The organism is Bartonella sp. CL63NXGY (genome assembly GCF_042194905.1).
Lineage (GTDB): Bacteria > Pseudomonadota > Alphaproteobacteria > Rhizobiales > Rhizobiaceae > Bartonella.
This window is the reverse complement of the sequence record NZ_JBHINK010000092.1, coordinates 1-710: the sequence shown is the minus strand read 5'-3', so window position 1 is coordinate 710 and position 710 is coordinate 1. Positions and strand designations below refer to the sequence as shown.

General features: G+C 46.6%; 1 protein-coding gene. It reads right to left on the bottom strand.

Features of this window, described 5'->3' with window-relative positions; genetic code table 11:
- A partial coding sequence (locus ACFIK0_RS09405; RefSeq protein WP_375663911.1) for a mucin-binding protein occupies positions 1-710 on the bottom strand: 710 nt, incomplete at both ends.

Here is a 710-nt window from a genome sequence, read left to right as displayed (position 1 = left end):
GAATCTGCATGCTTTGAGCATTGGCCTGGTAGGTCACATTAACTGTCACATCTTTATCATTGGCCGTAATGTTCTTGACTTCTGGCACTTCCGTCCCGGCTTGGTGATCAATCATTGGCGTGTAACCATCGATTGGTTGTGGCATAAATTGTGACCAAGTCCCGGTAGCGCCTGGATGCTTTTCTCCATTAACAGTCAGAACCCAATCGGTAAAGGTGTCTTGACCCGTGGCTTCATTGTGCTTACCAGTTCGCGTAAATTCAACCGTTTGGGTCGTTGCCCGCGTATCAACCGGCTTCCCATCAATGACCACTGAGTGTGGGAAGGTTTCGTGAATAGTCCGCGTAACCTTCTTACTCAACTTAGCTTGATCGGTGATATTAGTTTCGGCTGGTTGAACGTAGAACTTCAAGACTGGATCGGCATCAAAGTCATTCATGGCCCGGACAATATAATCATCTTGACCATAAAGGCCTAAAAAAGCTTTGTTCGCTGCATAATCATTCGCAAAAGCGGCTTGGGTAACCGGAATGAAGCCTTTGTTAGTCATCGTGGTATTGATGAAGTTCATGGGCTTCAATACTTCGTTAGTGGGAACGGTTAAGGTTGTGGTGCCGATACTCGCCCCGCTGATAGCATTGATGACATCAACTTTAACCTTGTGGCCCAGTTGCGTGTAGTTGAAGGTAACCTTACCCTTGTTAATCGTC